This is a genomic window from Ruminococcus sp. YE71 (assembly GCF_900119155.1).
Classification (GTDB): domain Bacteria; phylum Bacillota; class Clostridia; order Oscillospirales; family Ruminococcaceae; genus YE71.
Genome location: NZ_FPIR01000011.1, coordinates 111,018 through 136,561, shown reverse-complemented (window position 1 = coordinate 136,561; position 25,544 = coordinate 111,018). Strand labels below are relative to the sequence as shown.

25 protein-coding genes are annotated in these 25,544 nt (G+C 55.1%); 19 read left to right on the top strand and 6 right to left on the bottom strand.

Translation table 11 applies throughout. The annotated features are described in order from the left end of the window. Positions 1–313: 313 nt before the first annotated feature. On the bottom strand, positions 314–1,366 hold the full coding sequence (locus BT142_RS11585; protein ID WP_242871969.1) for a DUF3089 domain-containing protein: 1,053 nt from the start codon (positions 1,364–1,366) through the stop codon (positions 314–316). 157 nt (positions 1,367–1,523) lie between these two features. Between BT142_RS11585 and BT142_RS11580 the strand changes: the two genes are divergently transcribed. The 3 genes from BT142_RS11580 (at position 1,524) to rnr (ending at position 4,627) form a co-directional block, all read left to right on the top strand. Beyond that, positions 1,524–2,090 carry a hypothetical protein gene (locus BT142_RS11580; protein WP_092983165.1) on the top strand — a complete coding sequence of 189 codons (567 nt, stop codon included), beginning with the start codon at positions 1,524–1,526 and terminating at the stop codon, positions 2,088–2,090. Between the two features lie 111 nt (positions 2,091–2,201). Beyond that, complete coding sequence (gene secG / locus BT142_RS11575; protein ID WP_072418352.1) at positions 2,202–2,456, top strand: preprotein translocase subunit SecG; 255 nt, start codon at positions 2,202–2,204, stop codon at positions 2,454–2,456. Between the two features lie 59 nt (positions 2,457–2,515). After that, positions 2,516–4,627, top strand: a complete 2,112-nt coding sequence (gene rnr, locus BT142_RS11570; protein WP_072418351.1) for a ribonuclease R — start codon at positions 2,516–2,518, stop codon at positions 4,625–4,627. A 104-nt stretch (positions 4,628–4,731) separates the two neighbouring features. Here the strand turns inward: rnr and ilvC are convergent, their stop codons facing one another. From ilvC to ilvB, 5 genes are all read right to left on the bottom strand, one after another. Beyond that, on the bottom strand, positions 4,732–5,754 hold the full coding sequence (gene ilvC, locus BT142_RS11565; protein ID WP_072418350.1) for a ketol-acid reductoisomerase: 1,023 nt from the start codon (positions 5,752–5,754) through the stop codon (positions 4,732–4,734). 93 nt (positions 5,755–5,847) lie between these two features. Next, positions 5,848–6,345, bottom strand: a complete 498-nt coding sequence (ilvN, locus tag BT142_RS11560) for an acetolactate synthase small subunit (RefSeq protein ID WP_072418349.1) — start codon at positions 6,343–6,345, stop codon at positions 5,848–5,850. A gap of 19 nt (positions 6,346–6,364) precedes the next feature. Then, a complete protein-coding gene (locus BT142_RS11555) occupies positions 6,365–7,060 on the bottom strand; it encodes a hypothetical protein (protein ID WP_072418348.1) in 696 nt (231 codons plus the stop codon). Positions 7,061–7,087: 27 nt separating this feature from the next. Beyond that, complete coding sequence (locus tag BT142_RS11550) at positions 7,088–7,759, bottom strand: hypothetical protein (protein ID WP_072418347.1); 672 nt, start codon at positions 7,757–7,759, stop codon at positions 7,088–7,090. A 119-nt stretch (positions 7,760–7,878) separates the two neighbouring features. Next, positions 7,879–9,498 (bottom strand): biosynthetic-type acetolactate synthase large subunit, encoded by a 1,620-nt coding sequence (gene ilvB / locus BT142_RS11545; protein WP_072418346.1) that lies wholly within the window; start codon positions 9,496–9,498, stop codon positions 7,879–7,881. Positions 9,499–9,694: 196 nt separating this feature from the next. On the opposite strand from ilvB, the gene BT142_RS11540 reads away from it, so the two are divergent. The 16 genes from BT142_RS11540 to BT142_RS19110 form a co-directional block, all read left to right on the top strand. Next, positions 9,695–10,708 carry a GHMP family kinase ATP-binding protein gene (locus tag BT142_RS11540; RefSeq protein WP_072418345.1) on the top strand — a complete coding sequence of 338 codons (1,014 nt, stop codon included), beginning with the start codon at positions 9,695–9,697 and terminating at the stop codon, positions 10,706–10,708. Next, on the top strand, positions 10,705–11,982 hold the full coding sequence (locus BT142_RS11535) for an HAD-IIIA family hydrolase (protein ID WP_072418344.1): 1,278 nt from the start codon (positions 10,705–10,707) through the stop codon (positions 11,980–11,982). Before BT142_RS11540 ends, BT142_RS11535 begins: the two co-directional genes overlap by 4 nt. Continuing rightward, complete coding sequence (locus tag BT142_RS11530; protein ID WP_072418343.1) at positions 11,979–12,635, top strand: D-sedoheptulose-7-phosphate isomerase; 657 nt, start codon at positions 11,979–11,981, stop codon at positions 12,633–12,635. Before BT142_RS11535 ends, BT142_RS11530 begins: the two co-directional genes overlap by 4 nt. Before the next feature lie 356 nt (positions 12,636–12,991). After that, positions 12,992–13,573, top strand: coding sequence for a coiled-coil domain-containing protein (locus BT142_RS11525; RefSeq protein WP_072418342.1), 582 nt, complete (start codon positions 12,992–12,994; stop codon positions 13,571–13,573). A 28-nt stretch (positions 13,574–13,601) separates the two neighbouring features. Beyond that, positions 13,602–15,164 carry a hypothetical protein gene (locus BT142_RS11520; RefSeq protein WP_139182223.1) on the top strand — a complete coding sequence of 521 codons (1,563 nt, stop codon included), beginning with the start codon at positions 13,602–13,604 and terminating at the stop codon, positions 15,162–15,164. A gap of 46 nt (positions 15,165–15,210) precedes the next feature. After that, positions 15,211–16,809, top strand: a complete 1,599-nt coding sequence (locus BT142_RS11515; protein ID WP_072418340.1) for a tetratricopeptide repeat protein — start codon at positions 15,211–15,213, stop codon at positions 16,807–16,809. A 23-nt stretch (positions 16,810–16,832) separates the two neighbouring features. Continuing rightward, positions 16,833–17,165, top strand: coding sequence for a hypothetical protein (locus BT142_RS11510; protein WP_072418339.1), 333 nt, complete (start codon positions 16,833–16,835; stop codon positions 17,163–17,165). 68 nt (positions 17,166–17,233) lie between these two features. Continuing rightward, complete coding sequence (locus tag BT142_RS11505; RefSeq protein ID WP_072418338.1) at positions 17,234–17,554, top strand: hypothetical protein; 321 nt, start codon at positions 17,234–17,236, stop codon at positions 17,552–17,554. Between the two features lie 30 nt (positions 17,555–17,584). Next, complete coding sequence (locus BT142_RS11500; RefSeq protein WP_072418337.1) at positions 17,585–17,887, top strand: WXG100 family type VII secretion target; 303 nt, start codon at positions 17,585–17,587, stop codon at positions 17,885–17,887. A 35-nt stretch (positions 17,888–17,922) separates the two neighbouring features. After that, positions 17,923–18,753: a hypothetical protein gene (locus tag BT142_RS11495; RefSeq protein ID WP_072418336.1), complete on the top strand. Its 831-nt coding sequence runs from the start codon at positions 17,923–17,925 to the stop codon at positions 18,751–18,753. A 112-nt stretch (positions 18,754–18,865) separates the two neighbouring features. Then, entirely contained in the window at positions 18,866–21,979 is a 3,114-nt protein-coding gene (locus BT142_RS11490) for an FtsK/SpoIIIE domain-containing protein (RefSeq protein ID WP_072418335.1), read from the top strand. Then, complete coding sequence (locus BT142_RS11485; protein WP_072418334.1) at positions 21,976–23,532, top strand: FtsK/SpoIIIE domain-containing protein; 1,557 nt, start codon at positions 21,976–21,978, stop codon at positions 23,530–23,532. Before BT142_RS11490 ends, BT142_RS11485 begins: the two co-directional genes overlap by 4 nt. A 2-nt stretch (positions 23,533–23,534) precedes the next feature. Further along, a complete protein-coding gene (locus tag BT142_RS11480) occupies positions 23,535–23,858 on the top strand; it encodes a hypothetical protein (protein WP_072418333.1) in 324 nt (107 codons plus the stop codon). Positions 23,859–23,867: 9 nt separating this feature from the next. Beyond that, a complete protein-coding gene (locus BT142_RS11475; RefSeq protein ID WP_084659447.1) occupies positions 23,868–24,596 on the top strand; it encodes a PP2C family protein-serine/threonine phosphatase in 729 nt (242 codons plus the stop codon). Positions 24,597–24,601: 5 nt separating this feature from the next. After that, a complete protein-coding gene (locus tag BT142_RS11470; protein ID WP_175444935.1) occupies positions 24,602–25,324 on the top strand; it encodes a PP2C family protein-serine/threonine phosphatase in 723 nt (240 codons plus the stop codon). 2 nt (positions 25,325–25,326) lie between these two features. Next, on the top strand, positions 25,327–25,544 hold a 218-nt coding region (locus tag BT142_RS19110), incomplete at its 3' end, for a hypothetical protein (protein WP_207647525.1).

The following is a 25,544-nucleotide window of genomic DNA, read 5'->3' as shown; positions in this document are numbered from 1 at the left end:
CTTCCTTGAAAAGCCGCACTCTTGCTTAAGCAGCTTGCACATCGAATCAAGAGACATTTTGCTGCCCACAATGTAACGAGCATCGGGTTTGATAATCGCTTTCATTTTCATACCTTCTTTCTTAAAATTTAATAGTCTTTCAATTGCACTATTTTATCTTTTATGATAAAATAGTAAACGTGCAATCTTTGAGACGCTTTTTTCGCATGTAAGAGGTCAGGGGTTCGACTCCCCTTAGCTCCACGATATTTTAAGCCCGCAGATTTTTTCTGCGGGCTTTTTTTCTTTGGGGAAGACCCTCACTATCCCCCCCTCAGGCAGCTGCGGAGGAGCGCTGGGCGAGGTAGGCGGCGAGACGGGTCTGGACGTTTTCCTGTAGGTTGCGGAAGAAGAACTGGTAGTCGTAGATGTGGTAGGCGCCTTCGGGGAGACCCGGGACGATGCTCGGGTAGTCGGCGGGGTCGATGTCGGTTACTTTGAGTGTGCCGCGTTCCTCGTCGATGTAGCATCCGCAGAGGGCGGATTCCTCGCGCTTGATGCCGCCGCTGTAGCTTGTAAAGCAGGCGCCTTTGTTGAGCGACTTGTCGGCAGGGGCGGTGTCGGTGCTCCATGTGAGCGGATTGATCGAGAGCATACGCCTGCCGCGCGGTATCAGCATCGTCTCCTGAACGTCGGGAGATTCGCACTCGAAGCTGATGAACACGCCGAGGTCGTCCGCGCTCTGTGCGGGGCGGAGCTGGGGGCAGTCAGCGATCTCTTCCTCGGTGACAGCCAAGCCGATGGTGTAGACGGCGATAAGACGGTCGCGGAGTTCCTCATCGCCGAAGTACTCCCTCACAAGTCGGTAGCACATATCCGAACCCTGCGAAAAGCCTGCGATAATGACAGGTCTGCCGTTGTTCTCGTGCTCAAGATAGTAGGCGAACGCCGCCGACACGTCAGAATAGGCGAGTTCAAGGCGGCTGTCGCGGACATCCTCTTCGGCAAGGAACGAGGACATGGCAGCCTGACGGTAGTAGGGAGCGAACATTCTGGTGCTGTCCTCGTAGATGCCGCGCTCCATGTTCAGGGCGCCGACGAACGACCTTTTCGTCTCCTCGTCGTCGAGGGACATATTCGCTTCGTCCTTGGTGTCCACCGTCGGGCAGACGAGGAACAGATCGGCGTCCTTGTTCTCGCCCTCGGCATAGTACGCCCAGTTCGAGTGGTCGGAATAGTCGGTGTCGGAAATTTCGGTGACGTCGGCAGCTGCGGACGACTGCGAACTTTCCGCGGACGCGTCAGCCTGTCCCGACTGTGCTTCGGCACACGCCGACGTGCAGAGACACATCAGCGCCAGCAGGAGTGCTGTGAGTTTTCTTTTCATTTTATCCTCTCCTCGGATCATTTTCATGATACTATTATAACATCAGCGCCGCCGAAAGTCAAATCGGTCGGACACCGAAATTTTTTTGCATGGGTGTAATATCGGCGGAGGATTTTTCGTCATAATAGGTAAAGAACGATTTTTGAGAGGTATCACCATGAAATTACTTATCACTGTTATGACCGCTGTTGCACTGTTTGCAGGGACGAATGTTCCGAAAACCCTGTCGCCCATGCTCGACAAACTCAGGTACACAAATGCTGTCGTCGAGGTGGATGACGCGGATTTCCACCATGAGGATGACGAGATAGCCTTCGTTTTCACTTACTCGAACTATGCGTGGACTCGTACTTACACCGTGACTTTCGTGACCTGCGGCGGCGAAAAATACTATCTCGACCTCTCGGACGAGGAAAATGTTAAGACAGAGGAACTTCTCCCAAGGCTCAGAAAAGAGATCGACAAGAAGAAGTTTGCGTCCGACCATGACAAAAACCTCATCCGCACCTGTGTCCTTGAAGCCGAAAAGATCGACAAAAACGCGGAATTCACCCGTGAACACGCCGCCTGTGACGCAGGAAGCCGGGACGTGTATTCGGCGGTGGACGGTGAGCTGCTGTTGTTATGCGAAAGCGGCGACTTCTGCGGAAAACTTCATGACGAACACGCCGAGCTGATAGTCGGTATTCTTGATGAAGCGGGTCTTGCGACCGTATGGAAGTGATGGTCACAAAAAATTAACAAATTTCTTCAAAAAGCCCTTGCAATTCGGCTCGGAATGTGGTATAATATTCGTATATGACAAACCGAACATGAAAGGGCGTGTATTTTCACGATGAGTGTTATAGAGATAGTTGCAGGAGCTGTGCTCATTCTTTGCAGTATCGTAATCATCCTTGTGGTGCTTGCACAGGAGAACAAGGACGACGGTCTTACATCCGCTATCGGCGGCGGCTACAATGAGAGCTTCTACGAAGGCAATATGTCGAGGACCAAGGACGCTAAGCTGTCCAGGATCACCAAGGTATCGGCTGCGCTGATTTTCATTATCACTCTTGCACTGAACGTTATCGTTCACATCAAGAAGTAAGAACACTTTAAAGCCCTGCTCACACGGCAGGGCTATTCTTTTTGACAGAAAGGATAATAATGAGAAAAGAATTTGAGAAATTTGTACTTGACAGACTGAAAAAACACAAGGAAGGGCTGACTTTCGACGAGCTGTACAAACCGCTGAAAGCACAGCTCTCCAAGCGCGATCTGGACAAGGGGCTCGAAGACCTGTCGAGAGCGGGAAAGCTCATCAACACGGGGCGCGGCTACGTTATCGCGTCGGGGGACAAGCTCATCGACTGCAAGGTCTCGCGCATCAAGAAGACCTTTGGCTTCGTGAGGAATGTGGAGACCGATGAGGAGTACTTCGTCGCAGGCAGGTACCTGAACGGCGCTCTGCCGGGCGACCTCGTGAAGGTGCAGACCTACATCGGGCGCGACGACAAGCTCGAAGGCAAGGTCATTGAGATAACCGAAGAGTGCTTTTCGCGGTTCACGGGCAACATCGTCAGCGAGTGGGGCGAGCTGAAGGTCGTGCCCGACACCCTCTCGAAGTACGCCATGACCATCGAACAGCCCTGCAATTTCGACCTGCGCGAGGGGGACAAGGTGCTGGCGGAGATAAGTCACAGAGGCACTTCCCACGCAAATCACAGATGCAAAATAGTCATGACCTACGGCAGTTCCCTCAAAGCGAACGTCTGCGCCATGAGCGTGCTGGGGCTCAACGGCCTTACCCCCATCTTCCCGCCCGAGGTCATCGCCGAGGCGAAGAGCGTTTCCGACTACAGGGCTATTGCCGCGGAAATACCCAACAGGCTCGACCTCCGCGACCTGCCGATATTCACCATCGACGGTGCCGCGACAAAGGACATCGACGACGCTATCTCGGTGGAAAAGACCGAGAACGGCTACAAGCTGGGCGTACATATCGCGGACGTTTCGCACTACGTCACTTCGGGGTCGAAGCTGGACAACGAAGCGTTCAAGCGCGGCACCAGCGTGTACTACGCGAACCGCGTTATCCCGATGCTCCCCACCGACCTCTCCAACGGCATCTGCTCGCTGAACCCGAACGAGGACAGACTGGCGTTCTCGGCGCTGATGGAGCTTGACAAAAACGGCTTCATCACGGGGTATAAGTTCGCGAAAACGGTCATCCGTTCGAGGGTCAAGGGCGTGTACAGCGAGATAAACGAGCTCCTCGAAGGGTACAACGCGAAAGCCCTCTGCGAGAAGTACGCCGAGGTGCTGGACTGTCTGCCCGTCATGAAGGAGCTGGCGGACATCCTCAAAGGCAACCGCATACACCGCGGCGCACCGCAGATCTCCACCACCGAGAGCGTGCTCATCATCGACGAGAACGACTACTGCATCGACGTTGAGCCCCATCAGAGCGGCATCAGTCAGGAGCTTATCGAGGACTTCATGCTCTGCGCCAACGAGTGCGCGGCGAGGTTCGGAGCCGAGAACGGCCTGCCCTTCGTTTACCGAGTACACGAGGATCCGCCCCTCGACAGGCTGGAGTACCTCAAGGCGGGACTCACCGAGCTGAACATCCCCCACAACTTCGACGGCGGAGTGAAGCCGAAGACCCTTTCGGAGATACTGGAGTGGGAGCGCGGTACCGAGCGGTTTCCCGTGGTTAACAACCTTGTTCTGCGTTCGATGGCGAAGGCGAGATACGACGCCGAGCCTATCGGGCACTTCGGACTGGTGCTGAAGGACTACGCCCACTTCACTTCGCCGATACGCCGCTATCCCGACCTGGCGATACACCGCATCATGACCGAGTTTCTCGCGACGGGCGATGCGGAGAGGTGCGGAAAGCTGTTCGGACGATTCTCCCACTCGGCGGCGATTCAGGCTACCGACACCGAGCTCATCGCCATGCAGACCGAGCGCGACTGCGAGGACTGCTACAAGGCGGAGTTCCTGAAAACAAAGCTCGGCGACGTGTTCGAGGGTGTCATCATCAGCTGCGTGCCCCACGGTATGTACGTCATGCTGGACAACACCTGCGAGGGTCTGGTGAAGATCGAGTCGCTCCCCTACCCCGACTACGAATACGACGGCAAGTTCTCGATCAAGCGTCACGGCAAAAGCGAGGTGTTCACCGTCGGCAAGCGGATACTCATTCAGGTAGCCGCCGCGGATGTTTCCAGCGGCCGCGTGGACTTCGAGTACATGGGTGTTCCGAAAAATTGACAAGCAAAGCTAAAGTGTCCGTTTTTACGGACACTTTTTTACTGTAAAAAACGCCCGAGGGGAAGTTTCCTCTCGGGCGTGTATGTTTTATGTGATGACAGCTATCAGTTGTTGATGAGCTTGTCCTCGTCGCTCCAGCTGTAGAGCTTTCTGATCTCCTCGCCGACCTTCTCGGAAGGATGCTCGGAAGCGAGCTTTCTCATAGCCTTGAAGTGAACCTGAGCGCCTGCTGCGGACATATCAACAAGGAACTGCTTTGCGAAGGAACCGTCCTGGATGTCCTTCAGAACCTGCTTCATAGCCTTCTTGGTGTCCTCGGTGATGATCTTCGGACCTGTTACATAGTCGCCGTACTCAGCAGTGTTGGAGATGGAGTATCTCATGCCTGCAAAACCGGACTGGTAGATAAGGTCAACGATGAGCTTCATCTCGTGGATGCACTCGAAGTAAGCGTTTCTCGGGTCGTAACCTGCCTCGCAGAGAGTCTCGAAGCCTGCCTGCATCAGAGCGCAAACGCCGCCGCAGAGAACAGCCTGCTCACCGAAGAGGTCAGTCTCGGTCTCGGTGCGGAAGGTAGTCTCAAGAACGCCTGCTCTTGCGCCGCCGATACCCAGAGCGTAAGCAAGACCCAGCTCCTGAGCGTTGCCTGTAGCATCCTGCTCAACAGCGATCAGGCAGGGAACGCCCTTGCCAACTTCGTACTCGGAACGAACGGTGTGTCCGGGTCCCTTAGGAGCGATCATGATAACGTTAACGTTCTTAGGCGGAACGATGCAGCCGAAGTGGATGTTGAAGCCGTGAGCGAACATAAGGGTCTTGCCCTCGGAAAGGTTCGGCTCGATGTCGCTCTTATAAAGAGCAGCCTGCTTCTCGTCAGGGATAAGGATCATGATAAGGTCAGCCTTCTTGGTAGCCTCAGCAACGCTCAGAACGGTAAGACCCTGAGCCTCAGCCTTAGCCTTGCTCTTCGAGCCCTCGTACAGACCTACAACAACGTCAACGCCGCTGTCCTTGAGGTTCAGAGCGTGAGCGTGACCCTGAGAACCGTAACCGATGATAGCAACAGTCTTACCCTTTAAGAGGTTAAGGTCGCAGTCATTCTGATAGAAAATTTTTGCATCAGACATTTTTAATTCCTCCAAAAAATAGTTTTCATATTAATAAGTCCGCAGTGAACGGATTTACTGACTTGTTTTCCGACCCGAAGAAGTGATCTCTGCTCACTTCTTTGGAGCGATGACTTCCGCACCCTTCTGGATAGCGATGGTACCCGTGCGCACCATCTCGATGATGCCGTAGGGAGCGATAAGCTCTTCAAAGCGCTTGAGATGCTCGTACTTATCGCACACCTCAAGGGTCATTGTATTGACGGTAAGGTCTATTACCTTTGCGTCGGCGATCTCGCAGATGGTCATGATATCCTGACGCTTGTCCGCGCCTGCCGCGATCTTCACCAGCAGGAGTTCGCGTGCCATGCACTCGCCCTGTGCGAAGGTCTTGACCTTGATGACCTCAACGAGCTTGTTGAGCTGTTTTTCGATCTGCTCGACGGTGTAGTCGTTACCGTCGGCGATTATCGTAACTCTTGAAACTGCGGGGTCGTGGGTAGGACCTACCGCAAGGCTCTCAATGTTGAAGCCCCTGCGCGAGAACAGTCCGCTTATACGTGACAGCACGCCGCTGTGGTTCTCCACAAGAACTGAAATTGTGTGCTTCATGTTATGATCCCTCCGTGAGTCAATGATCTATCTTTATGCTTTTGATTATGCTGTCGAATTCGGGTTTGAGGTCATCGTACCTGTCCGCGGGAGCGCAGAAGTTCACAATGAACACATCGCCATCCTCAAAGAACTGGTAATGATCCATCTTCATGGGGATGCCGAACACCTTATCCTTCTGCACGGCGTGTACGGCAGAATACTCACCCACGTCGTAAGCGGTGCAGGAAATGAACTCATAGGTCTCACCCATGTCGATATCCTGCTGCATAGCCTCGTTGACGCTGTTGACGATTATCGGAACCGTATCCTTGGTATAGCTCGGGCTGTATACGGGCTTTGTCACGTAGAAGACCGCCGCACCGTCTGACGGGCTGCCGTCGCTCATGACGTACATAGTCTCCACATCGTCGTCCGAATATGCCTTGTCGAGTTCGAGCTTATCCTCGTCGCCGCTTTCGGCTTCTGACTCGTAGTCTTCTCTGGTGAGCCACACCGAGCGGTCAAGCTCAAAGGAGACTCTTGCGGTAGATTCGGGGAGCTTCGGAGCATCCTCGTCCTGTCCCGAGGCTCCCGAAGAAGCATCAGCGGACTTTGCAGCCGAAACGTTGCTGTTTTTGTCTGCCGCGGAGCTGTCGTTCTTCTTGTTCCCGCAGGATGCGAAGGTGAGCGCCGCCGCCACAGCAGTCAGAACTGCCGTCATTTTCTTTATCAAAAAAATCTCTCCCTTTTGGGGTAGTTATCAGAATGCCAGTGTCTTCAGCACTTCCTCGTACTCGGCGCTCATGCGTTCCGAAAGCTCTTCGGTCGATGAGAAGTTAAAACTGTACTTTGTGCTGTGATCGATGATCTCATAGCTCTGGCGGACAAGAACGATCTGACCGTCGGCAAGGGAATTTCTCACAACGACCTTCAGGAATTTCCTTCCGCCGACCTCTGTGATACCCGATGCGCTCTCATCGAGCTGCATACCGTCGATCTTTTCGTAGGTCGCCTTGAAATCTGCGATCTCGGCATCAGCCGCGTCCTCGATCGACGTTCCTTTAAAAGAGCTCGATCTCAGCGGTGTCGGGATGATGAGGTAAGGCACATCGTAGGTGAAATTCTCCTCCGTCATGCCCTTTTTCACGCTTTCGTCGGTGAAAAAGTAGCTGCCTTCCGCGCCCTGTCCCTTGATATCCTTATCGCTGAACGAATAGCCGTCGTTCTTTAGCTGTTCGATGTATCTGTCGCGGTCGATCCATTTGCTCTTGTCGAGTGAAAGAGAGTAGGAAACGCCGTTGAAGACGAGATACTCGGTCTGAGCCGCCGAGGAGCTGACGTCCTCAGTCTCATTATTGCCGTTCTTGCCGCAGGACGCTAAAGATAGCGCGAGGACTGCCGCTGTCACGGCTGCGAATAAATGTCTTTTCATCCTATACTTTCCTGTCGTCGCCCTCGGCAGTGATATGCCGATGCGCGATACTCCTTTAATTATACAGCTGCCTTATGAACGTAACGTGAACGTTTATACACGATTTCATTAATTTAGCGTTATAAAGTAGCGAAATCCTTATCTACAACGACTTCGACGAGAAGTCTTTCGTCGCTGCCTGCAAGGCGTGCTATCGCCTGCTTCATGCTCTCCTCATCGGTAACGCGCAGAGCGGTGATGCCGTAAGCCTCTGCGAGCTTCACGAAATCGGGCGAACCGTCAAGGAAAACAGCGGTCTGTCTGTCGTCGTAGCCCTTGGTCTGGAGCTCTCTTACCATACCGAGGCGGGTGTTCGTCATGACAACGAGCTTCACGTTCACGTCATGCTGGACAGCGGTGGCAAGCTCCATCATAGACATCTGGAGAGCGCCGTCGCCGCAGATAGCGCATACCTGACGGTCGGGAGCGGCGAGTTTTGCGCCGATGGCGGCAGGCAGGCTGTAGCCCATAGTGCCCATACCGCCCGAGGTCACAAAGCGTCCGCCGCTGCGGAAGCGGTAGTCGGTGCATGTCCATATCTGGTTCTGACCGACGTCGGCGCAGATGACGCTGTCATCGGGCATCGCCTGCGAAAGCTCGTCGATGAACCGCTTGGGGTTGACCGTACCCGAAGGCACGTCCGCGAACTTCTTCTCGGTGCGGAAGGACGCAAGCTCGGCGAGCCATTCGTCGTGGGTACACGGCTCGGCGATCGCGAGGAGCTGGGTCAGCACCTGCTTGGAATCGCCTACCAGCGGATAGTCAACGTTGATGTTCTTGCCTATCTCGGCAGGGTCGATATCTATATGGATTATCTTCGTGGTCTTTTCGAGGGCGAGCGGAGTGCGGACTGCTCTGTCACCGACGCGTGCGCCGATGAGGAACAGGGTGTCGCAGTCGTTCACGGCGCGGTTTGCTGGCTTGCAGCCGTGCATACCTATCATGCCGTAGAACAGCTCGTCATCCGACGGGAACGCTGAAATGCCCATCATCGTGGTGATAACGGGTATCTGCATCCTGCGTGCGAGTTCGAGGACTTCGGGGACTGCACCGCCTGCGAAAACGCCTCCGCCGAGACAGATGAGGGGCTTCTCGGACTCTTTCAGAGCCGCATAGACACGCTTCACCTGATAGGGATTGCCCTTGACTGTGGGCTTGTAGCCTCTGATGTCAACGGTCTCGGGATACTCGAAGTCGATCATTTCGCGCTGAACGTCCATTGGAACATCTATCAGCACGGGACCCGGTCTGCCCGTTCCCGCGATATAGAACGCTTCCTTGAAGATGCGCGGTATCTGCGCCGCGTCACTGACGAGGTAGCTGTGCTTGACGAAGGGCTCGGCAGCGCCTGTGATGTCTGCTTCCTGAAAAGCGTCGCTTCCGATCTGATCGCGGTTCACCTGACCCGTAATGCAGATCAGCGGCACCGAATCGGCGTAAGCGGTCGCTATCGCAGTGATAAGGTTGACAGCGCCGGGACCCGAGGTCGCGATACAGACGGCAGGCTTGCCCGTGATACGCGCATAGCCGCTCGCTTCATGTCCTGCGTTCGCCTCGTGTCTTACAAGTATGTGACGTATGTCGGTATTTATCAGTGCATCATAGAAAGGGCAGATCGCCGCTCCCGGATAACCGAAGACGACCTTTATGCCCTCTGCGGTCAAACATTTTGCCATAGCCTCCGAAGCTGTGATCTTCATAAAACATCGCCTCCGTGTCTCTTTTTTAAAACTTCATTATATTATAGCACAAAAACGTTAATATGTCAACACAAACTTTACGCCCCCACGTCTGCGATACTTGGATGAGGGGTATATAAAAACAGTAATGACACTTGAAATCGCCCCGTGGATGTGATATAATCATATAGTGTTATTCTTTTTCCGAGGTGAGCAAATGATAATCACTAAGACACCTTTCAGAATGTCTTTCTTCGGCGGCGGCACCGACATGGAGAGTTTTTTCAGGGAGCACGGCGGCCGTGTGCTTTCGGCGACCTTCGACAAATACTGCTACGTGAACGTGCGGCACCTGCCGAGGTTTTTTTCATACAGCACCGAGCTTTCATACTCGAAGACCGAGCGCGTCACCGACATTGACGATATCGAACATCCCGCTATCCGCAACGCCATGAAGATGCTGGATATGCACGAGATACGCCTGACCTACGAAGCCGACCTGCCTGCGCGGTCGGGTCTGGGTACGAGCTCTTCCTTCGCGGTGGGGATGCTCAACGCATTCTACGCCCTCAAGGGAAAGTACGCCGACAAGAGAAAGCTCGCGGATGAGGCGATACACCTCGAACGCGTGCTGTGCGGCGAGGCTGGGGGCTGGCAGGATCAGATAGCGGCGTCCTTCGGCGGCTTCAACCGCATCGACTTCACCCCCGACGGGTACGAGGTGCTCCCCGTCATCATCAGTCCCGAGCGGAAGAAACGGCTCAGCGACAACCTCATGATGTTCTTCACGGGATTCACGCGGTTCTCTGCCGACGTTCAGCAGGCGAACAACAGCGCGGACGGCGTCAGGACGGAAAAACTGCTGGAGATGCTCTCACTCGTGGATGACGCGGAGCGGATCCTCACCGACAGCAGCGCCGACCTCGACGACTTCGGAAGACTGCTCGACACCACATGGCAGCTCAAACGCGGCACGGGCAGGTCTGTCAGCACCAGCGCCATCGACGAAATATACGAGACGGGCATGAAGGCAGGCGCACTCGGCGGAAAACTGCTCGGGGCGGGCGGCGGCGGTTTCTTCGTGTTCTACGTCAGACCCGAACAGCAGAAGGCGGTGCGGAAAGCCCTCAGAGACCTGATGTACATACCATTCGAGTTCGAGAACGGCGGCACAAGGGTCATACACTACACCCCCGAGACCTACGAACCGAGAGAAGAGGAAGAGCTATGAAAACGGTCATAATGGCAGGCGGCAAAGGCACGCGCATCGCAGAAGCCGCGCCCCTCATCCCGAAGCCGCTGATAGAGCTTTGCGGAAAACCCGTCTTGCAGCACGAGATAGAATGTCTTGTCTCACAGGGGTTCGTGGACATCATCATCACGGTGTCCCACATGGCGGACAAGATAATGGGATACTTCGGGGACGGCGGACGCTTCGGGGCGAGGATAGAGTACTTCGTCGAGGAAAAGCCCCTGGGCAGCGCAGGTGCGCTTTTCAGGCTGAGGGACAGGCTCAGCGAGGATTTCCTGCTGCTCAACGCCGATTCGCTGTTCGACATCGACCTGAACAGATTCACGGCGTACCACCACGAAAAGCAGGCGCTCGCGACCATATTCACCCATCCGAACAGCCATCCCTACGACAGCGGACTTATCGAAGCGGATGAGAACGGCGCGGTGACGGCGTGGCTCGCAAAGGAGGACGCGCGTCCCGAATGGTACCACAACCGCGTCAACGCTGGTCTGCACATACTCTCGCCTAAAGTGCTGGATATGTGCGGTTCCCCCGAAAAAGCCGACCTTGACAGACAGCTGCTGAAACCCCTGTGCGGCACGGGGAAGCTGTTCTGCTACGACAGTCCCGAGTATGTCCGCGACATGGGCACGCCCGACAGGCTCGAATCGGTGCGGCGCGACCTCGCTTCGGGGCTGACGGCGGCGAAAAGCCTTCGCACAAGGCAGAAGGCGGTCTTTCTCGACAGGGACGGCACCCTCAACAGGTACGTCGGTTTCCTGCGCACCCCCGAACAGCTGGAGCTGCTGCCCGACACCGCCGAAGCGGTAAGGCTCATAAACGAGTCGGGGTATCTGGCGGTGGTGGTAACGAATCAGCCCGTCATCGCACGGGGCGAGGTCACTTTTGAGGGGCTCGACCTGATACACCGCAAGCTCGAAACGCTGCTCGGACGCGAGGGAGCGTACATCGACGGGCTGTATTTCTGTCCCCATCACCCCGACAAGGGCTTCGAGGGCGAGGTCGCGGAGCTCAAGACCGACTGCGGATGCCGCAAGCCGAAGCCCGGGATGCTGCTGAAAGCGGCCGAGGACTTCGGCATCGACCTTGCGGAGTCGTTCATGATAGGCGACAGCGAGAACGACATCGGCGCGGGAAAAGCCGCAGGATGCAGGACGGTACTGCTCGGCAGCGGCAGCTTCGGACAGGACTTCACTGCCGATTCGCTGCTGTCAGCGGTGAAACACATCATCGGAGGTATGGACAAATGAGAGAGCTTGACAAAACTCTGTCGGGACATCTGGACACCCTTATCGGGCGGCATCCGAGCCTCGGGGCTGTGCGTGATGAGATAGCGGCGGCGTACCTTGCGATGGAGGAGTGCTATGAGCGCGGCGGAAAACTGCTCATCGCAGGAAACGGCGGTTCGGCGGCGGACAGCGAGCATATCGCAGGTGAACTGATGAAACGGTTCAGGAATCCCCGTCCAGTGCCCGATGAATTCGCGGAGCGGCTGAAAAGCATCGACCCCGTGCGCGGCGCACAGCTGGCTGCGAACCTCGAACGCGGACTGATGGCGATACCCCTCGTGGCTCACGAGGCTCTGACCACCGCCTACATCAACGATGTTGACGGGCTGGGAGTATTTGCACAGCAGCTCTACGGATTCGGCAGGAAGGGCGACGTTTTTCTAGGGATAAGCACGAGCGGAAACAGCCGCAACGTGATGTACGCGGCGGTCACCGCGAGGGCGCTCGGCATATGTGTCATCGGGCTGACGGGCGTGGAAGGCGGCGAGCTGGCGGAGTTTGCGGACGTCGCCGTGAAAGTCCCCGAGACCGAGACTTACATGATACAGGAGCTTCACCTGCCCGTTTATCACTGCTGGTGCTTGATGCTTGAAGAGCATTTCTTCGGGTCGTAGAGACAGCGGTCAAACAGAATATTCGGACGAGTCGTCTGCCGTTCATTTCGGCGGACGGCTTATTTTTATACAAAAAAAGGGGACATTTTGTTCATATCGCACAAGAATGTTAAGAACAATACCATAAAATAAATAAAATTTTGTTATATTTTTTAAATAACTCATATCTTGCTTGACTTTTGCGATTGGTTTAGTTAAAATTATAAATAAAGATAATATATTTTAGCTATATTTTTTAATGTAATCGCAGTTTTTGTATTCATTTCATCCAATCGGCAGGTCAATAACTGCCAATGCAGCCTTTTATTTCCGTAAGGCAGCACGCAGTAAAATATAAAACGCTAAAGGAGGTCGTTATGAGCTGGTCAAATCCTACCCAAGAGGAAGCGCAGGAGGGCTATGACAACGCCCGTTCCAAATACTACAGCGCAGCCGAAGATTATTATCACTATCGGAGCCAGGCAGATAACTGCTACGCCGACATCATGCACAACCGCAACGAGTATGAGTCATGCAAAAGCGATAAAATGAACTTCGACAAGAGAGTCGAGGGCATCGAGTCGATCATCTCGTACATGGAAAAAGGCGAGCTTCCCGAAAGGATCGAAAGTGCGAACTCACAGGCAGACACCGCGAATGAGACTCTTGGCAAAAGCGTCAGATGCAGCGGAGTGAACGCCCCCGATCTTTCGGCATCATTCAAGTGCAAAAGCGTTACCGACGACAGCCGTTCGGCTGCCGCTTTGCAGGCTTTCAAGAAAGAGAAGGCACGGCTCGAACAGTCGATGAAGGACATCGACTCGAAGCTGAATGCCCTCGAACAGCAGGCTGACGACCTCGTGAAGCAGATGAACTCGCTGAACGATCTGGTCAACAGCAGCAGAAAGACCATGAACGCAAGCGCATTCGAGATGTCACACTACAAAAAGTACACATGATCTGCTGAAGAAAGCAAGGTGAGAAAAATTGCGGATAGAACTAAGTGCCGGCGGTCTTAAAGGCATGATCTCCATCTCCCAGTTCTCGAAGGAGTACAGAAAACTCGCGGACAGGAACAGGGATGTGGTAAACGCATTCAAGACCGTGCAGACCAGGACACAGACGCTCTCGGGCGGTGTGGGAAACCTCAAACCCGCACTGGATGCTGTTTCGGAAAGGGTGAAACAGACCGAAGAGAAACGCGTCGAGAAGATCGAGAACGCAGGTCAGCGGTTCGCTATGTTCCTGAACAATACGCTTCAGACAGACAAGCGGGTCGCACAGGACATCAAGGTCAGCAATCAGGAATTCTACAACGTCAACCCGTGGGCAGTCCCCAAAAAGCCGAAGAAATGGTGGCAGAAGGTCGGAGACTGGTTCAAGAAGGTCGGAAAGAAGATCGGCGGCGCCGTCAAGAAGGCCGTCACATGGGTCGCGGACAAGGTCAAGAAAGCCTGGGACGCTACCGTCAAATTCATTAAGAAGCACTACAAGACGATACTGAAGATAGTCGGCGGTGCGGTGCTGATAGCGGGATTGTTCGCGCTGTCGGTGGTCACGGGAGGCGCGGCGGCAGGCGTGTTCGCGCTGGCGGCAAAGGCGGCTGTGACCATGGCGCTGACGAGTACGGCTACGTCGGTCGTCTCGGGCATAGTCCAGGGCAAGTCGGCGGAAGAGATATTCGACTCGGCGGGCGACTCCTTCTTCAAGGGGGCCATCACGGGCGCTATCTCGGGCGCTGTGAGCGCGGTCGGACCCGCGGTGCTGACTGCCACGGGCTCGGAATTCTTCGCGAAGGGCGCGGAGATACTTGCCAAGGGCGCGGGAGATTTCATCGGAGGCATGATAACCGAGGGCACGGATTACCTGTGCGAGCACGGAACGCTCTCGGGTTTCTTATCAGGCTATGCGAAGGACGCAGGTCTGAACGTGCTCAAGGGAATGGCAGGCGACGCGGTCGGTGCTGTCGGCGGATACCTCAAGAACAAGGGGCTTGACCTGCTGACGGATACCTTCAAGGGTCTCGGCGGCGGAACGCTCATGAAGTCGTTTGAAAAGACTATCGGGGACTTCTCGAAGAAGGTGCCGTGGCTCATCGGAGAGAACGGCGTGTTCGGAAGCATCGGCGATCTGTCGAAGCTGTCGGATCCCGCAGGTCTTGCGAAGGAGCTCGGAAGCAGCTGGCTCGGACAGGCGTTCGGCGGAAAGTTCGACGGAGTTTCGGATATGATAACCGACGGGCTCACGAACATATCCGACGCGCTTGGTCTGCCCGACCTGGTGAAGTCGGGAGTCTCGGACATAGCCAGCAGCATAGGCAGCGCGATGAGCGGCGGCGACATCTACAAATCGCTGGGCAACAAGATGATCGACTTGGGCAAGAACGCCATGAATTCGCTGTGCGGCTCGGGATTCGCACAGAGCATCAGCGACTCGATGAAATCGGCATTCGACCTGTCGAAGGGACTCAGCAATATTCAGGTCGGGGCACTGTCAGCCAACCTGAAGGAAGGCAGCGTCACGATAGATTTTTCAAAGATGTTCAGATAATGACATAAGCATACAAAACGTTAAACATACACAGAGGTGAGTAAATTTGGATATTGAGGTTTACAAGGAAGCGGTTTCAAACGCCGATATGTCGTTCAACAACGAGAACTACGAGAATGCGGTGCTGTGGTACGACAAGGCTCTCGCCGAAGCCCCCACCGACGAATACGCCCTCTCAAAGGCGGGCGCGGCGCTCGTGGCATCGGGCAGGTTTGAAGAAGCGTTCGGTTATTTTGAAAGGGCTGTGGCTGCCGACCCCGACAACGGCGACAACTACTTCAACCTTGCGAACGCATACTTCTTCTCGGGCGACATCGGAAAGGCGATGGAATACTACACCGAAGCCGATGCGAGGGTATGCTCGGATGACGTGAAGGCACGCATCTACTATCAGCTCGCACTTATGTGCAGCATCAAGGAGGACTACAAGGCAGCCCTCGTGAACTATCAGAAGTACGAGGACGCAGACAAGACGGGTCAGGCGGCTCTCGACACGGACATCCTCGCAGACAAGGTGGAGATCTGCATCAAGCTCGAGGACTACGACAACGCTATAAAATATGCGTCAAGATGGCTGAATCTCGCACCCTCGGATATTCGCTGCTACATGATATACTTCAACATGATGATGGCTACCGAGCAGTACGAGAGAGCGCTGAAGACCCTCGACGACGCGCTGAAATACGCTGTCACCGATGACGCAGGCAAGTATGCGGTCGAGGTCAGCCGTGCAAGCTACTTCGTGGCGGCGGCAGGCACTTACGCCGACACCGAAGGAGATTACGAGCAGAAGGCTTACGACCTGATGAACGAGCTGGTCATGAGCGATCAGGGTTCGCCGTATGACAAGAACGAGCTGGTGCTCGCACTCGGCGAGCTGTGCATCAAGATGGGCAAGGTCGATGAGGCTATCCAGCTGATGCAGGTCATCACCGAACAGTCGGATTCGGACAGCGCTCCCGCGAAGAAGTCCGAGGAAAGAAAGCTCGACCCCGCCGAGATAGACGCTATGATGTCGGGCGACCTTCAGAAGATGGACTCGATGATACAGAGCGGCGAGCTGGATGAGAATATCGGCGAAAACGTGCCCGTCAGCTACGACGAGAACGGCAACCCCGTCAGGGATTTCCCCGACGAGCTGTTCAGTGAGGACGGCGTAAAGCTGCCCGACTTCAAGGAGCTCTCGGACGCGGCTGCCGCAGAAGCTGCCGAAGCCGAGGCCATGATCCGCGCACAGAAAGAGAAGGTAAACTATATGCTGCTCTCGTGCTATGCGTACAAGGAGGACTACGTCAACGCCCTTGAGTACGCTCACCGCGTGAGAAACAGCGACAGCAATATCTATTACTCATTCTTCGGAAGATACTCCGAAGCATTCTGCATGATGCAGCTCTCAAAGAGAGGAGAAAAATTCACAAGGGAAGAAGCCGACAATAGATATAATGAGGAGATAGCGTTCTTCAGGGCAGAGATGCTCAAGAGAAACGAAAGCTCCGCCTACGCCCTTATCTTCCGCACCCGTATGTACGCGGAGATGGGCAAGTTCGACAAGGCAGCTGAGCTTGCCGAGCTGATGGCCGAGGACGACAGAGAATCCGTAAAGCAGTACATCGAGGACTGCCGCCGCGAACTGTCGGGAAGCTGATAACGCATAGAGGAGGTGTGTAAATGGCTTCGTTTCAGGAATTCATTCTGGGCAAGAACATAGTTCTCGATGAGGAAGAGTTCACCAAGGCTTCCGAGGACTTCAAGGAGCTTGCAGGCAAGATCGACAGTCTTTACAAGGACATCACCGATATGCTGACGGATATCAAAACGGGCTTTGATTCGCCTGCGGGCAAAAAGTTCGTGAACAGCTGCGAGAACGCACTGCTTGAGCCGCTCGAACGGCAGAAGACAGTAGTCACACACATCGCAGACAATCTTACTTCAGCACGAAATTCCTACCGATCGGTATTTGAAGAGTACCGTGAGGCAGCGAAGAGTATGTCCCCCGAATGACGTTTTTTCGGCGGCAGGTATGCCGACCGATGGAAAAAAAATAATAAACTGAAAGGAGTATATGCTTTATGGCATCAATACTTACAAGCGCGATCATCGTAAACACAAAGAGCAGCGTTTCGACCTACGTCACCACCGCACAGGGGCTCTACGATGAGCTTCAGACCCTTATCAACAATCTTACGTCCTCTAACTTCATGGGCGATGCTTCGGACGGATTCAAGGATTTCTTCAACAGCAAGGCTACGCCTGCGCTGGTAGCTAATCTTACCGAACCCGGCTCTTCGATCACGGCAGGTCTCCAGTCGATGCTCGACAGCATCAAGGAACAGCTGCTCGACACCGTTGATCCGCAGCTCGGCGACATCAACAGAGACCCGACCAAGTGATACCAAATTTAAGTAAAGGAGCTTACTGAAATGGCAGATATAGTTTACAGATTTGAAGAAATGAAGACCGCAGCAGCTCAGATAGAGGACATCGCGGCAAGATACAAGGCAGCTTCCGAGACCTTCCAGAAGGACTTCGCAGATGCGGCTTCGGGATGGGAAGGCGCGAGCAAGGACAAGCTCTCGGCTTTCGTTCAGGGGCCCGTGAACGAGTATATGGGAACCACCGTACCGGGCATCGTAACCGCGCTGGCTGAGCTCATCAAGGCTAACGCCGAACAGATGGAGAAGGCGGATCAGCAGATAGCGGACAACATACCGTCACAGCTCTGACCCCTGACGGAACTTGACTAAAGCAGGTGACTGATATGGAAGAAAACAAAGCGGTTCTTACCGATATGAAGGAAGCAAAGGAGCTTTTTGAATATGAGATGACCGCTGTCCTGCTGAATGTGAAGGGCTCCTTCGGGGAAATGAACAAGGAAGCAGGGTCGGAGTACCTGGACATGGAAGTGCCTAAAACCGAGATAGACTACAAAGCCCCCGACATCGAGCTGAGCGGCATAGGATACACCGCTTCGGACGAGATAAAGACAGAGGCATTCTCTGCCGAACCTTTCAGGGTGCAGTCTCCCGACATCACGCTCGGAACAGCTGATACGACCGTGCATCAGTTCGACGCAGGCAGCTTCAGACCCGCGATCGACAAGGGCGCGTTTGCGGCGGCGGCTGTATCGGGAACGGACAGCATCAGCTTCGGCACCGACTTTGAAAAGCCCGACCTTTCGGCGGCAAAGACAGCAGCTGCGGAAAAAGCAGCGCTCGGAACGGACGTTTCCGCACAGGCGCTCATCTCGGGTGCCGAATCTGCGAAAGCGGCTGTGAAGCCGGAGGTCAGCATCGGGGCGGCAGAGACAGCTGTGCCCGAAGTATCGGCTTTCGGCAAGCTGCCCGAACAGAAGGTCACGGGAGAGGTCGGCGTATCGCTGCCCGACAGCAGCGTCAGCGCGGCGTACACGCTCCCCGCTGCCGAAAAGCCCGAAGTAAAGGCGGAAGTGCCGAAGCTCGGCATCGGCTTTGAAATGCCTGTCTTCCAAAAGAGCGGGACTACCGCTCCGAAGTTCCCCGAGATACCCGAAAAGCCCGATCATTCGGCATACATCAGCGAGATACTCGACAGTATCAGGCAAGAACTTTAAGGCAGCACCGCAGACTTTGCGCAGTGCTGTCTGCAATACAAGACCTGTCTCCATAGGTATTACGCTTGCGGAGACAGGTCATTGTGTAATTTTGCTTATCTGAGGTGAGGTTATGGAAAGTAATAAGCTGCTCATCGGAGTTCAGTTCATCGACCCGAAAAATAACAACAAGAGTCTTGTCTTTGAGCTCATCGTGCTCAGGGATTTCACTCTCAGACAGCTTATCGACGGTATAAAGTACGGTCTTGAGAAAAAAGGCAGAGACCCGTTCTATACGGCGTGCAGGGAGATATTCGCTCAGTGCGCGTCTTCTGCCGACTCCGACGGCGTTTACCGCAGGATGACTCTCACCTCATATAACGATGCATATCTGAACGAAAAGCTCAACGGCGACCGCGCTGTTATCAGGGAATCTGACATGGGCAAGTCTCTTTTCGAGGTGGGGTTCATCTCCTCAACGAGACTTGTGTTCGACCCGACCGAATCCTACCGTTCATATGAGATAAACACCTCGGTCATCATCCCTGCCTTCAACCCCTCGGCTGAGGGCGGCGACAGCATCCCCTACCCCGAATACAACATCAGCACGCGTCAGCTCTACCGCTTCGACGGCACCCCAGTGGAGATAATCCCGCCCTCGAATCCGCCGCAGAAGCCCGAGCAGAACCTGCTGTTCATGCTGCTGCCGACCGTCATCATGATATCGACCACCATGCTCTCACGCGGTGTGATGAGCAAGGGGCAGTCGATAGGCACGGTGCTGATGGGTGCGGCGATGAGCCTTGTGACCGTCATTATCTCGGTCATAAACTTTTTCAGACAGAACGCGAAATACAAAAAAGACCTCGCAAGATGGCGTGAGGATTATGAAAAGTACATCGACAAGACCATCGCTGAGATACTCGAACGGCAGAAAGCCGACTCGGAAAAGCTCGATGAGCTTTATCCCGACGTGAACGAGCTTTTCGACGACAAAGACCCTGCCAAGAGCGTGTACGGCGTGTGCGGCAGCATTTTCAGCAGATGCCGCGAGGACAGCGACTATCTCCTGCTGCGTCTCGGCATCTCGGACGCGGTGGAGAACCGCTTCGAGATACGCGGCAGCAAGCGCGATGTCATCTTCTCCTCCACGGGCTTCCGCATAAAGTTCGACAAGGTGAAGCTGTACATCTCCGAGGATGAGGACTACGACAATCAGGAGGACGAGACCTACTACCTCTCCAACCTGCCGAACTTCATCTCCGAGAAGTACCGCTGCATGAGACGCGCTCCCCTGCTGTTCCCGCTGAGGAACTGCGGCGCACTCGGCATCGTTTCACCGAACAGGCTGTTCTCCGAGCGGCTGATACAGCGCACCGTCTTTGACCTGTGCTTCTATCACTCGCCCGACGATGTGCAGTTCATAGTCCTTTTCGACCCCACCGACGACAGCGAACGCATCGAGAGCTGCATCGCCAGCTTCAAGTTCATGCCGCATTTCCGCGACCTGTTCCCCGACCGTTCGCAGTTCGTGTTCGACGCGAACAACGCCAACATGGTGTTCAGCAATATGCTGAGCGTTATGGGCGAGCGTGCCGCGGTGAAAGACCAGGGAGTATACTTCCCCCACATCGTGTTCATCGTGTACCACGAGTACGGGCTGAAGGAACACGCCTTCGCCCAGTTCCTGCCCCAGCTCCCTGCTGAGGGCAAGCCCTTCGTCAACCGCAACGGACTGACCTTCATCTTCCTGAAGAAGTACCGCGAGCATCTGCCCGCCTACTGCGACCATGTGATAAACATCACGGGCGACCACACGGCAGAGCTGATACCTCACGAGGACGCAAGGCTCACAAAGCCGTTCTCCTTCAACATATCCCCCGACTGGAACGCGCAGATGTACAACACCTCGAAGATACTTTCCTCCCTCTGCTACTCGAAGATATCCCAGAACGGAAAAGTGCCTTCGGCGGTAAGTCTGTTCGAGCTTTACGGCTTCACGAAGAACAACATCGACATCCCTCAGCTGTGGGACGCCGAGGGACGCATAAACGTCATCGACACCCTGTCGGTGCCCATCGGCAAGACCGAGAGCGGCATCACCTGTCTCGACCTGCATGAGAATTTCGACGGGCCGCATATGCTCGTCGCAGGCACTACGGGCTCGGGCAAGTCGGAGACTATCATCACATACCTGCTGGGACTGTGCCTTTACTTCCGACCCGACGAGGTGAACATGATGCTCGTCGATATGAAGGGCGGCGGATTTATCAAGCGTATCGGCACACTGCCGCACGTCGTGGGTTCGGTCACCGACGTTGACGGCGACGAGAACGGCACGGGCGCTGAGTATATGCTCAAACGATTCCTCGATTCGCTGCGCTCGGAGATAAAGCGCCGCAAGATACTCTTCAACTCGATGCACGTTGACAGCATCAACCAGTACATCGGCGCGTGCAGGAACATCGACCAGCACATCAAGAAGATAAACAACCGTCTGAAAGGCGAGGACAAGGACCCCCTCACCGAAGCCGAGGAAAAGGCGATACGCGACCAGGCGAGGTTCAATTCGCTGGCGCATCTTGTGCTCGTGGTGGATGAGTTCACCGAGCTCAAACGCTTCTCCAGCGAGAGCAGCGACGTTGACTTCATCGGCGAGATAACCACCATCGCCCGAGTAGGACGAAGCCTCGGCTTCCACATCATACTCATCTCGCAGAACATCGAGGGCGCCATCACCGATGATATACGCGTCAACTCCAAGTCACGACTGTGTCTTAAAGTCGCGACGCGGCAGGCTTCAAAGGAAATGATCGGAAACGACCTTGCCGCAAGCCCCACCATGCCGGGTCACGGCAGAGCGTATCTGCTGGTCGGCACAGGCTCGAAGTTCGAGTACTTCCAGTCGGGCTATGCGGGCGCGGTGGCGGAAGAGAATTTCGAGCTGCCGATAGAGATGACTGAGGCTTCAAAGACAGGTATGTACACATCCTTCTACCGCTCGGAAAAGGATAACACCGACGTCAAGCGCCGCAAGAAAGAGCTTGAAGCTCAGGGCAAACTCGAAACTCAGCTCAACGCTGTCGTCGGCGCGATAAAGACCTACTACAACCGCAACAAGAACAACTATCCTCCCGTACACATCATCTTCCAGAGACCTCTGCCGAGCAAGGTGGTCTATGAGGATGGCAAGCTGTATGAGGAGAAGGACGGCAGATTCGAGCTCACAAGGGAGATGAACGAATGAACGCTCTTGCAATGGGGATCTACGACGATCTTGACGATCAGACCCAGCCGATACTCGGGGTGGATCCCGTTTCAAACAATATCATACTTTTCGGCGGTCACATGAGCGGCAAGACCACGTTCATCAAGACCCTGCTGGTGAGGATGCACGAAAACCTCGATACCGATGAGGTACACAGCGTTTACATACTCGACTTCGGCGGGAACTTAGGTCAGTACCGCGACCTGCCGCTTGTGTCGGCGTGCTTTGACAGCGGCAACGAGGAGAACGTCAGGAGAGTGTTCCGCACCGTCGAGAACAAGCTCGAAAAGAACGTGAAACTGCTGGCTTCGCGGCAGTTCCTTGAAGTGTGGAACAGCGACGAAGCCGAAAAGCCAGAGCACATCATGCTCATCATGGACAACGTGAACTCGTTCCTTGCGGACGAGAGGTACGAGAGCTACCATGAGACGCTCACGAAAATGTGCCGTGAGGGACTGTCAAAGGGTCTGTCGATGGTGTTCACAGCCGCCGACCTGAGCGGCGGTATAGGCAGGCTTCTCGGAAGCTTTTCGATGAAGTTCGCGCTGGAGGGGTCGGCGGATAAGTACGTCGATATCTTCGGTCAGCGCGTGAACGAACCGATGCACTGTTCGGGACGAGGGGTCGCGATGATACAGGGCAAGCCGAGAGAGTTCCAGTTTTTCCTCCCCTTCCGAAGCGAGAAGGAGGAACTGCCGATGTTCACCGAGGTGCTTTCGTCGGTAAAGACAGGGAACGAAAAGCTCACCGCCTTTGACGGCGACCTCACCGCGGAGAACCTCAGCGACTTCATAGCGGCGGACTTCGACGAGAATATCCCGAGCGACTGCCCCGTGGTCGGGCTCGACTACTACGACCATATGCCCGTCTATGTGAATATGCACGAGATGCACTCGATAGCCATCTACGGCAAGAAGAAGTTCGGCAAGACGAACCTTCTTAACCGCATGATACGCTCTATCAGAAAAAGCTGCCCTGGCTATCGGGTGGTGTTCTTCGACGACGGCAGAAAACAGCTCGAAGCGCTGTATATGGAAGCGCCGCAGAATTCGGTCTACCTTACGTCGGTGGACGAGACGAACGAATATCTCGACGCAAACGGCTACGCCGCGAAGATGGATCACGGCATGATAAACAAGAACTTCACCGAAAAACCGAACCCGCCCACCGTGTTCGTATTGCAGAACAAGATGCTGTTTCAGGCAGGCGGTGCGCAGCTTCTGAAGAACGTTTTCCCGAAGATGACGGCAGTCTCGGAGGAGAAACAGTACTGGTTCATCTACTCGGATGTGCGGAAGATAAGCAACAACGACCGCGATACCGAGTCATCGCTCAACAACAGCATCTCGGTGGCGTTCCTGCTGGACAACATCGCCGAATTCGTCGGCGACAGAGGAAGCAGGTCGGTGTTCGGGGAGATGGACCCGAAGGAACTGAAAAACGAGTACGCCCGCTGCGAGGTAGGCGACGGCTACTACTACGATATAGAATCGGATGAACTCAAAAAGATAAAATTTATCAAGGAGGACTGAACATGGCTGACAATAACAATCAGATGGTCGCGTATGACACAAGGGTCTTCGACAGGTGCATCGCTATGAAGGATACCTTCATCAGCAGGTACGACGAGATAGTTACTTTCTACGACGAGATAGTGAAAAGGCTCGGCGAGAACTGGATGGGATACGGCGCCGAGGCTTTCATCTCGGACGCGACGGTCGTGAGGAAAAACATCACGGGTATCGCGGATATACTTTCCACCATGTGCAGCACCCTTGAGGATGTGCGCGAGGTCATAGTCGAGTACGACAAACACCTCGGCGAATACAACCGCGACCCGTCGAGCGATCACGAGTAACCGAAGGGCATGAGGATAGTTCATTACGGGCTGACCAACAAGGGCGGCAGGCCCGTCAACGAGGACTGCATCGGCAGCGCGAAAAAAGGCGGCGCCGAATGCTTCATACTCTGCGACGGGCTCGGCGGTCACGGCATGGGCGACAAGGCTTCGCAGCTGGTGACGCGGTTCGCGGAGGACGGGTTCAGGTCGTGTACCGAGCTTGAGGACTTTGTGTCCTCGGTGCTGATACTCGCTCACACAAAACTGACCGCCGAACAGCAGAAAATGGGGCTGAACCACAAGATGCTCACCACCGCGGTGATACTCGTCATCGACGGGGACAAGGGTATCGCCATCCACATCGGCGACTCGCGGCTGTACCGTTTCAGGAACGGCAGCGCCATATGGAGGACGCGGGACCACAGCGTTCCGCAGATGCTCGTGATGACGGGTGAGATAGAGGATAAGGATATCCGCTTCCACCCCGACCGAAGCAGACTTCTGAGGGCGCTGGGCGACGACAGCGAGGCCGCACGCTTCGACACGGAGCGGTTCGACGTGCGGGAGGGTGACGCTTTCCTGCTCTGCTCGGACGGTTTCTGGGAGCCTGTGACCGAGGAACAGATGTGCGCGTCCCTCGCGGAGAGCGGCTCGCCGAGAAGATGGGTGAGCGGCATGAAAAAGCTCGTGAAGCAATATAACCGCGGCAAGGACGGAGACAATTACTCCGCCATAGCCGTGATGATAAAAGGATGAGATGTATGCTTTGTGAAATAAGGAGCTTCATCGGAACAAGAAAATATCAGGAGGACTCGGCGGACTTCTGCTCTGCCGACGGCGAGCTTTTCTGCACCGTGTGCGACGGCATCGGCAGCAGGAGCGGCGGCGAATTGTCCTCACAGACTGCCGTCAGGCGTTTTGTTGAACTGTACAAAAGTTCGGACACGTCTGATTTTTCCGCATTCATTCTCGCGGCTGCCGAACAGATAGACCGCGAGGTTTACGACCTCTGCGGAGAAGGCAGCGGCACGACCGCTGTGGCGGTGCTCGTCCGCGGCCGTGAGCTCTACTGGCTCTCGGTGGGTGACAGCCGCCTGTACATACTTCGCGGCGGCGAGCTCAGACAGATAACTACCGACCACAATTACAGCTACGTGCTCGACCTGCGGCGCGAGAAAGACCTCATCGACGAGGAGACCTATCTTGCCGAGCAGAAAAAAGGCGGCTGCCTTGCGAGCTTCATCGGCATGGGCGGCATAGACATAGTGGACGTGAATTTCGAGCCGCTGATACTCGAACCGAACGACCGCCTGCTTCTCGCGACCGACGGACTTTACAGGCCCCTTCCCCACGAGACTATCTGCGGACTTCTTTCGCAGGGGACGGCGCGTGAAGCCGCCGACAGGCTGATAGACGCCGTGAAAAGCCTCGACATCGAGCGCGACAACACCACACTTGCAATAATAGATCTAACGGAGGAATAAATATGAAACTGAAACGATGCCCGAACCTGCATTACTATGACGGAGACAAATACGACGAGTGTCCGCATTGTTCCGCTGCTGCATCCGCACCTCCGCCGCCTCCCGCGCCCAAGCCCGTGTTCGAGCCTGCGCCCGAACCGATAGCCGAGCCCGAGCCTGCACCTGCTCCGCAGCCTGTGCCCGTGTCGCCGCCTGCTCCGCAGCCCGTGCCCGTGCCGCC